This window comes from Saccharothrix sp. ST-888 (genome assembly GCF_000955975.1).
In the GTDB taxonomy this organism is placed as follows: Bacteria; Actinomycetota; Actinomycetes; order Streptomycetales; family Streptomycetaceae; genus Kitasatospora.
The window spans coordinates 1-9,594 of the sequence record NZ_JYJF01000162.1; the positions used below are offsets into that span (position 1 = coordinate 1).

The 9,594-nt window shown below is 71.6% G+C and carries 4 protein-coding genes; 1 reads left to right on the forward strand and 3 read right to left on the reverse strand.

Annotated elements, in window-relative coordinates; translation table 11 throughout:
- A partial coding sequence (locus UK12_RS30605; protein WP_045306465.1) for a beta-ketoacyl synthase N-terminal-like domain-containing protein occupies positions 1 to 4,617 on the reverse strand: 4,617 nt, incomplete at its 3' end.
- A gap of 650 nt (positions 4,618 to 5,267) precedes the next feature.
- Between UK12_RS30605 and UK12_RS30610 the strand changes: the two genes are divergently transcribed.
- Positions 5,268 to 6,026 (forward strand): 3-hydroxyacyl-CoA dehydrogenase, encoded by a 759-nt coding sequence (locus UK12_RS30610; protein WP_045306466.1) that lies wholly within the window; start codon positions 5,268 to 5,270, stop codon positions 6,024 to 6,026.
- Positions 6,027 to 6,098: 72 nt separating this feature from the next.
- Here the strand turns inward: UK12_RS30610 and UK12_RS30615 are convergent, their stop codons facing one another.
- Positions 6,099 to 7,139 carry a 3-oxoacyl-[acyl-carrier-protein] synthase III C-terminal domain-containing protein gene (locus tag UK12_RS30615; protein ID WP_045306467.1) on the reverse strand — a complete coding sequence of 347 codons (1,041 nt, stop codon included), beginning with the start codon at positions 7,137 to 7,139 and terminating at the stop codon, positions 6,099 to 6,101.
- 289 nt (positions 7,140 to 7,428) lie between these two features.
- Positions 7,429 to 8,853 (reverse strand): DHA2 family efflux MFS transporter permease subunit, encoded by a 1,425-nt coding sequence (locus tag UK12_RS30620; RefSeq protein WP_052682316.1) that lies wholly within the window; start codon positions 8,851 to 8,853, stop codon positions 7,429 to 7,431.
- Positions 8,854 to 9,594 lie beyond the last annotated feature (741 nt).

Consider the following 9,594-nt stretch of genomic DNA (forward strand, 5'->3'; position numbering starts at 1 on the left):
CACCACGACGTGACGCTCGGCGAACACCCTTGCGGCGCCCGCCGGTTCACCGTCCCGCGCGACCCAACCGGGCCGCAACAGCAACACCTCACCGGGCTCCGCGGCAGCCCTGTCGGATTCCGGGACCGCCACGATCGCGGCCACGTCGGCGGGCGGCTGCTCCCGGACAACGCCGAGGTCCGCCACGGGCGGAAGCGGCTCCTCCGCCGCCTCACCGGGGCTCGCCACGGACACGGCACCGTCGGCCAACGGCTTCTCCGGCTCGCCGCCGAGGTCCAGGTCGTACCAGCAGCGGTCAGGGGCGAAGGGGTACCCGGGCAGGGAGATCCGCCGCGCGGGCAGGGCCGTCGGGTGGAGCGTCTCCCAGTCCACCGCGGCGCCGTCGACCCACAGGCGCAGCAAGCCGTCGTACTCGCCGCGGTCGGTCCAGTCGGCCGCGACCCCCCGCAGCGCCTGTTCGGCCGTCCCGTCCAGCGCCCGCCGGCCGAAGTGGGCGGTGCCGCGCAGCCAACTGCCCGGCCGCTGCGGGTCGGCGGCGAACGCCGCCAGCTGGGCCCTGGCGTCGTCCAGTGAGGTCACGGCGAGGGCGAGTCGCTCCTCCAACGCCATCCGCCCGATCTGCAGGGTCCAGGCGACGTCGGGGAGGTCCGCCTCGGTGAGCTCCGCCAGCCTTGCGGCCAACCGCTCTGCCTGCTGCACGAGTTGGGCCTCGCTCTGGGCGGAGAGCACCAGCAGTGCGGGCCGGCCGACCGGGGCGGGCAGCGTCGGGCGGGAGTCGGACTGCTCCGGCCGGAACTCGGCAATGACGATGTGGGCGTTCGAGCCGCCGGCGCCGAACGCGGACACGCCGGCGATCCGCGGGAACGTTCGCTGCTCCCCGTCGATCTCCAGGGTCGGGCGGTGCCACGGCGCCAGCTCCCGCTGCACCCGGACCGGAGCGCGGTCGAAGTCGATGTGCGGGTTGAGGTCGCCGGAGTGCAGGCTCGGCACCAGTTCCCCGTGCTGGAGTTGCAGCAGCACCTTGGTGACGCCGGCGATGCCGGCCGCGCCCTCGCAGTGCCCGATGTTCGACTTGACCGAGCCGACCGCGATCCGCAGCGGCGGGCCGTCCTGGGCCTGGAACGCCTTGGCCAGACCCTTGATCTCCAGCGGGTCGCCCAGGGACGTCCCGGTGCCGTGCGCCTCCAGGTAGCTGACCGAGCGCGGGTCGACGCCCGCAGCCGTGAGCGCCTCGGTGATGACCTGGCCCTGCGCGGCCGGGGAGGGCACCGAGTAGCCGGGGGCCCGGCCGCCGTGGCCCAGCGCAGTCCCCTTGATCACCCCGTAGACGTGGTCGCCGTCGGCGATCGCCCGCGCCAGGGGCTTGAGCACCAGCACGCCGACGCCTTCACCCGGCACGTAGCCGGTGCCGCCCTCACCGAAGCTGCGGCAGCGCCCGTCGGCGGAGAGGAACCGGCGCTGGCTCAGCATCAGGAACTTGTTCGGATGGGAGTGGAGGTTCACCCCGCCGGCGAGCGCCATCTCGCACTGGCCGCTCCTGATCGCCTCGCAGGCCAGGTGGATGGCCGTCAGCGAGGACGAGCACATGGTGTCCACGGTCATGCTCGGACCGGTGAAGCCGTAGCTGTACGAAACCCGGTTGGCGATGCTGGAGGCGCTGCTCGACAGCGTGACCGCCTGGCCGCGCTCCTGCGCCTGCGCGCCGTAGAGCTGGTACTCCTGGTACATCGCACCGACGAAGACGCCCACCTTGCCGGGCGGGGCGACGGCCGCGGCGGTGCCGTCCGGGTCGGCCGCGGCCCGGGCGAGCAGTTCGCCGGTGTATCCGGCGTCCTCCAGCGCGTGGTGGGCGGACTCGACGAAGACGCGTTCCTGCGGGTCGAGGAGCTCGGCCTCGTGCGGCGAGATCTGGAAGAACAGCGAGTCGAAGCGGTCGATGCCGTCGATGAAGCCGCCCCACCGGGCCGAGGAGGAGCCGTCGACGTCGGCGTACCGGCGGTGGTCCCAGCGCTCCGCCGGCACCTCGCGGATGCAATCGCGCCCGGAACGGAGGTTCTGCCAGAACTCGTTCAGATCCTCCGCCTCCGGGTAGCGCCCGCTGAGGCCGACGATCGCGATGTCGGTGTCGGTGCCGGCGCGCTCGACGGCGGCGGGCCGGCGCACCGCGGCCGGTGCCGGGGTGGGCTCCGGCTGCGACGCAGGAGCGGTCGCGGTCGCGGCCGCAGCCGCAGGCTGCGGAGCGTCCCCGAGGATCCGGGTGCTGAGACCGGTCAGGTCCGCGCACACCCGGCCGTCCTGGTCGAACACGGTGACGTCCAGCCGGGCCTTCGGCGAGTCGGGGTCACCTCCCCGCTGGTACCTGATCCAGGCGTACGCCGTCGCAGGAGTGGTGGCGGCGGAATCCACGTACTGCACGGCGAACGGCAGTGCCGGACGCGCGGGCTGATCACCCGTCAGCCGGAGCCCGATGATGGCCTGCAGCGCGCCGTCGAGGATGCTCGGGTGCAGCCGCCAGTCCGTCGACCGGTCCGCCGCCGCGGGCACCCTCAGCTCTGCCAGTGCCTGGGGCCGTCCGCTCTCGTCGGCGCCGAGGCCCACGGTCACCAGCGAGCGCTGCGCGGGGCCGTAGTCCATGCCCACGCGCTCGTACAGCCGGTAGAGGTCCGTGGCGGGAATCACCTGCTCGGCGCAGGCCGCGCGCAGTTCGTCCAACCGCGGCAGGCCGCGGTGGCCCTCGTCCGACAGGCTCGCGCGGCCCTGGCCGCAGAGCACGAACTCCCCGTCGGCACCCAGGTACCGGATCGAGTAGTCCCACCTGCCCTCGGCCAACGGCTTCACGTCGATCCGCAGTTCCAGTCCGCCCTGGTCGCAGGTCGCCTGCCGCAGCCAGACTATGTCGTCCAGCCGCACCCGGCCGGGGTGCTCCTGACCGGTCGCGCGCTGGACCGCCGCCCGCGCCAGCTCCAGCTGCACCACGGCGGGCAGCACCCGGGCGCCGCGCACCCGGTGGTCCCGCAGGAACGGCTCGGCACCGTCGAAACGGGTCAGGTACGCGACCGCGGCACCGTCGCGCACCTCCCGGTGCAGCAGCGGATGCGGGCGGGTCTCCGCTTCCCGCGCCGGCTCGGTCCGGACCGGGGCCGACTCGGGCCCGGCCGCGGCCAGGTACTCGGCCAGGTCCTGCACGGTCGGGTGCTCGGTGAGGACGGCGGGCGTGAGGGCCAGTCCGAAGCGGTCGTTCAGCCGGACGACCAGCCGGGCGAGACCGATCCGGTCCAATCCGAACTCGCCGAACTCGGCGTCCGGTTGCACCTCGTCGGCCGGCACCCTCAGCAGGTCCGACACCTCGTCCACCAGGGCCGCACGGGTCACGGCCGGCGCGTCGGCGCCGGCACCGCCCGACTGCCCGGGACCGGCCGGCACGTCGGGTCCGGGGCCGCCCGGCTGCCCGGGACCGGCCGCCGCGAGCTCCTCGCGCAGCGAGGCCGCCAGCAGGGCGATCGACCTGTGCTCGAACATGATGGTCGGGGACAGCGACAGCAACAGCCGGTCCTCCAACTCGGGCACGATGGACACGAGGTCCGCCGACCCCAGCCCCAACTCGTAGAAGCCACCGTCGACATCGACCTGCGCCGCCGGCACCGCCAGCCGGGCCGCGACCAGCTCCCGCAGGATGCCCAGGACGTCCTGCCCGGCAGCGGCCGCGGCGACGGACGGGCCGACCGCCGGCTTCGGCGCGGCACCCGCGGTTGCGGCCTCCGGCGCCGACTCGGCGCGAACGTCAAGAGCCGACACGGCCCGCACCCGCTTCGCTGTGAGCCGGCCGACCTCGGCGACTTTCAGCCCGGTCTCGTCGTAGAACTCCACGGAGAGCCGCATGAGTTCGTCGTCCCTGCGGGCCGACTCAGCCGGGACCCTGACGTAGCAGCGCCGCCCCAGCGGCCCGGCCGCGCGGAACGACTCGAAGACCAGGGGCAGGTAGAGCTGCTCGCTCCCGGTCCCCTCGTGCAGCATGTGCAGGCCCACGCTGCCGCTGAGCAGCCCGGCCTCGAACAGGGCCGGGTGGAAGAGGAACCGGTCCGCCGTCGCGACCTGCGCCGCGGGCAGTTCCAGCTCTGCGACCCAGTCCTGGTCCCGCCGGTGGATCTCACCGTCGATCTTCATCAGGCCTGAGTGGACCAGTTCGCGTCCCCGGAGCCAGGCGTAGAGGTCGGAGAGTGTGGTGAGTCGGTCCGCACCGGCGAGGGGTATCGCCAGTCGCTCCTGGAAAGCGGTCGGGGCGCACCCGGCCGCGGTGACCCGAGCGTGCAGGATCTCCTCGTCCTCGTTCCGACGTCGGCTGCCGACCTCGATCCGCCACCCCCTACCCGGGGCGGGCTGCCCCGCGACGGTGACCAGGACCGGGTCGCCGGGCGCGACGACGAGCGGCGCGAGGATCGTGAGGTTCCGCAGTTCGACCTCCCGCATGGCCCGACCGTGCCGCGCGAGGACCTGGAGCACCAGGTCCACGTACCCGACACCGGGCAGCAGGTTGCGCCCGTGCACGACGTGCCCGTGCAGCAAGGGGTTTTCGGCGGTGACGGTGAAGGTCTCGGAGAACGTCGGCGAGTCGGTCATCGGTGTCCATCCCGGCAAGTCGGTGTCCCGGCGCGGTGTCGAGGCGTCAGGGCAGCCCGGATCCGCCCACGGGCCGGCCATGAAGAACGGACCGCGGGGTCGTGAAAGGAATTCCGGGCATGCCAATTCCGCGACTCGGCGCGGCGACACGAAGAAATCGGAACACGTGTTTGCCGACCCGCTGGGTCGGCAAGATCACCACAGAAGCGGATCAACCCGCTAAGAACTGAACATAGCCATTCGTACTCCCCCGTGATTCCCCGTCGAAAAGGCTTGGAGTCGAAAATCTCCCCGTCGCGGGAATCCCGCGACGGGTTCTGCGCGATGAGATTCGTATCCATGCTCCATCGCGTCTACTCCCATTGGGACACTAGCTTGGATCACGACCCTGCGCAATCAAAAACAGTGCGATGATCCACAACCTGCGGTGATGCTCCCGCGCACCCGGCTCGACCGCTAAGGTGGCGTAGCGCCTTCTGTGCGGCGAATCCTGACGTTACGTCAACTGACGTACGCCCACTCGGCCGCCCCTGGGGCCGATGGTCTCGGCCCCACCCGCCCGGCCCCCTCGAAGCGCACTGGTCGCCAGTCCGTGCTGACCTGACCTCTCGTCACAGCCGCTTCGGCACCCCGAACAACAGGAGACAACCGTGCAGATCGAAGGAAGCGTCGCGCTGGTCACCGGTGGATCGTCCGGCCTGGGCCTGGCAGCCGCCCGCGAACTGCGGGACCAAGGCGCGTCCGTGGTCATCCTCGGTCGTTCCTCGCGGGGGAAGGAGGTCGCGGACGAGCTGGGTGAGCGCGTCGTCTTCTGCGCCGGCGACGTGACCAGTCCGGAGGACGTCGGGGCCGCGATCGATCTGGCCGCCTCCCTGGGCACGCTGCGCATCGCGGTGAACTGCGCCGGGATCGGCAACGCCTTCAAGACGGTCGGCCAGAACGGCCCGTTCCCGCTGGATGCGTTCAGCAGGGTCGTCCAGGTCAACCTGATCGGCAGCTTCAACGTCATCCGGCTGGCCGCGGCACGGATGTGCCAGACCGAGGACGACGCGGCGGAGCGCGGAGTCATCGTCAACACCGCCTCGGTGGCCGCGTTCGACGGCCAGATCGGGCAGGCCGCGTACGCGGCGTCGAAGGGCGGCATCGTGGGCATGACCCTGCCGGTCGCCCGGGACCTGGCACAGTCGCGGATCCGGGTGGTCACGATCGCACCCGGCCTGTTCCGCACCCCCATGTTCGACATCCTCCCCGAGTCCGCAGTCGAGGCACTCGGCCGGCAGGTCCCGCATCCGGCCCGACTCGGCGACCCTTCGGAGTTCGCCTCGCTCGTCTCGCACGTCGTGCGCAACCCGATGCTCAACGGTGAGACGATCCGGCTGGACGGCGCCATCCGGATGGCCCCGAGGTAACGGACGGAGCCGGCGGCCCACTCACCGAAGAGCAGGCCGCCGGCTCCGTTCAGCCGTTCGCCGGGCAGTGTGCTACGACCACTGCGGCTCGGCCACGATCTCCAGGACCGCGGCACCGAAGTTGAACCCGTGCCCGAGCGCGGACATCACCACCAGGTCCCCCGGTCCGACCAGCTTGTTCTCCAACATGTCGGCCAGCGCGGCGAACTGGTCGCCGGCGCCCAGGTGCCCGAGGCGGCGGCCGAGCTCCCAGTTGGTCTGGCCGACGTCGACGCCGGCGACCGCCTTGACGGTCTCCCAGTCGACCTGCGTCGCCCCGGAGTGCGGGTAGATGAAACGGGCGACGTCCTTGATGTCAACACCCGCCTCGCCCATGGCCGCCAGCATCGAGGCCTGCTGCCCGCCGGCCAGTGCCTGGGCGATGTCCGCCACCTGCACGTCACCCGCGATCAGGAACTCCTTGAGGCGCTTGCGCATGTTGATCGGCCAGCCCTGCTCGCCGGCGACCTCCTCCCACTGCGCCGTTCCCCGGTACATGCCCTCGAAGGCGGTGTCGGAGATCACCACGGTGGACACCAGGCGGACGATGCCCTCGCCGCGGCGCAGGACCACCGCGGTCGCCCCGTCCCCGCGCGGCGCACCCTTGTCCGAGCGGTACCGATCGAACATCGGTAGCTGGTACTTGTCGCTGGTGGTGATCAGGGCGGCGGCGGGGGCGGGGCGGGCGGCCAGGTGCGCCGCGACGAGGTCGAGCGCCCCGAGGCCGCCGTTGGAGGCCTGCTGAAGCTGGATCGCCGAGGCCTTGCCACCGACGGTGCGGGCCTGGATGTAGGAGGCGGGTGCCCAGTGGTCCAGCCCGTGGAAGGTGCCGCTGGAGACGTGGGCGACGAGGGTGTAGTCCTCGTGGGCGGCCCGGCTGCGGCTCACTGCCAGCCCGGCCGCCTCGACGGCCATGTCGGCCTGACTGGCGTCGTCCACGACGCTGACGCTCACGAGGTCGTCGGCCTCGCACTCCGCGGGGTCGTAGCGCCCTTCGGCGGCCGCTTGCCGCACGTCCTCCAGCCGCCCCAGCCGGGTCGCTGCCGCATCTATGTAGATGTCGTTCCAGAGCATGGTCACGTCTCCCTAGTCGGCTCGGCCGAAGGTTGCGGGTGGGTGATGAAACGCTCCCGGGGCGCGCCGAAGGCAGCGGCGTGCGGACGGCCGGCGACCCGGCGGTACCCGTCGCCCCCTGGGGAAGCTGTTGGAAGTCTCGTGGCGAGCGGCAGCTGACGATCGATCAGGGACGGTGCGACACCTGCGCGTACCCGCGATCCCCCCGTGATCGCTTTCGTAAGTTAACACGCTCCTACACCGGCTGACAGCGCATCTGATCGGCTTTGCCGCTGGCCTGGGCGGTGTCCTACTGATGTGCGGAGGGAGCGGGCTCGCGGGGTTGCTCCGCCGGTTGCCCGGCGCGTTCGGCCTTCAGCAGCAGGAACGCGGGAGCCGTCGCGCACACCCCGATGGCCAGCACCCACCAGAACGCGGTGCCGAAGCCCGCCGCCTGCTGTGCGGACGTCGTCGCGGTGTCGAGCCGGCTCTGCAGCACGGCGGCGAGGATCGCCGTGCTGAGCGAACCGCCGATGCGCTGCAGCACGTTGGTCTGGACCGTGGCATCGGCGATGGCCGTGGGCGGGATGACCCGGAAGGCCGCCGTCATCACGGGCACCATGGTAGCGCCGACGCCGAAGCCCCGGACCACCATGACGGCACCGAGCAGCCAGTAGGAGGTGTGCGCGCCGATCAGCACGAAGGGGAGGGTGGCCACCGTGCTCACCAGGCCGCCGAGCAGCACGGCCCGCCCGATGCCCAGGGACTGGACGAACCTCGAGCCGCTGCCGACGGCGATCGCGACGCCGATGCTCTGCGGGATGAGCAGCAATCCCGTGGCGACCGGGCTCTCGTGACGCACGATCTGGAAGTACAGCGGCATCAGGATGACCGCGCCGAACAGGGCCGCGCCCAGGAAGAAGTTGGCGACGGACGCGGCCGTGTACCGGGCGTTGCGGTACAGGCGCAGGTCGGTCAGCGGGGCGGGCGCCCGCAGGGCGTGCACCACGAAGATCCCCAGGAGCAGCACGCCGCCCACGGTCCAGGGCAGGACCTGCCGGGAGACGAAGTCGCTGCCCGCGCCGAACTCATTGAGTCCGTAGGTGAGTCCGACGCAGCCGAGGGCGAGCAGCAGGAAGCCCGGCAGGTCGAGGCGGCCGGCTCCGGTGGCCTCGTCGCGCTCCAGCAGCCGCAGGGCGAGGACGACGATGAGCGCACCGATCGGCACGTTGATCAGGAAGATCCAGCGCCAGCCGGCGTGGTCGAGCAGCAGCCCGCCGACGGCCGGGCCGAGGATGGGGGCAAGGATCGTGGGAACGCCGGTGACGCTCATCACCTTCGCCAGGCGTTCCGGTCCGGCGGCGCGCACCGCGATCATCTGCGCCACGGGTGCGGCGACCGCCGCGGCAGCGCCCTGGACGGCGCGGAAGGCGATCAGCTCGCCTATCGAGTCGCTCAGCCCGCAGGCCAGCGAGCCCAGGGTGAAGACCCCGATGGCCAGTGCGTACATCCGCTTGGCACCGAAGCGGGCGGCGGCCCATCCGGACACCGGCAGCACGGCGGCCAGGGCCAACAGGTAGGCGGTGACGGTCCACTGGATGCTCGACAGTGGAGTGTCGAACCGTTCGGAGAGCGAACGCAGGGCCACGTTGACGATGCTGGAGTCGAGGAACGCGAGGAACGACCCCAGTGTCGTGACGATGAGCACCCTGCGAAGCGCGGGTGAGAAGGGCATGCGGAACAGGTCTCCGTTCAATCGCATTACGGCGGGGAGTACCGGGTCGGGCACAACAGCGCCCGAGAATATAGGCGGAGGGTACCTGACAACATCCCGTGCCAGAGTCTGACGGACGTTCAACTCCTGTCAAGGAAGCCCCACCTGTCGGAATTCGATCCCGGAGCCCATTGATCTCGGGCTTCGCGTCCGGTTAGGGTTCTGTGGACAAACGGGGGTTAGTCATGCGTGTTCGACCGCTAGGCATTCTGACCGCGGCACGGCCGGATCCGACGATTGCGGATGCCCTGGCCGCCGCTCCGGCGCAGAGGCATCCACGCCGCGCCTCGGGCGGCCCTGCCGCCTCCGCAGCGCGGAACGCCCTTTTCTGAAGGCACCGCGCTTTCACCTCGCCCGGACCCGTGGAACGGCGGACGTCCGCCGTGCCTCCGCGCCGTCGCGGCTGAGGTCTGCCACCGAGCGGGCCTGCCGTTCGGGCCGGGGCGTCGGGATCCCGACCCCCCGGCCTCACCCTCCTCACGCCCGTCGCCACCGCTCGCGGCGAGCAGGTTCCGGCTGCCGCTCAGCCTGTCCGAATTCTCCATCGCGCGTGAAAGGCGCTGGTACAACGTGGACTTAGACAGCACGGTGGAGCCTCTCCCCGAGCCCGGTGAGGTGTTGCTGTTGCGGCCCGGTTGGGTCGCGCGGGACGGTGAACCGGCGGGCGCCGCAAGGGTGTTCGCCGAGCGTCACGTCGTGGTG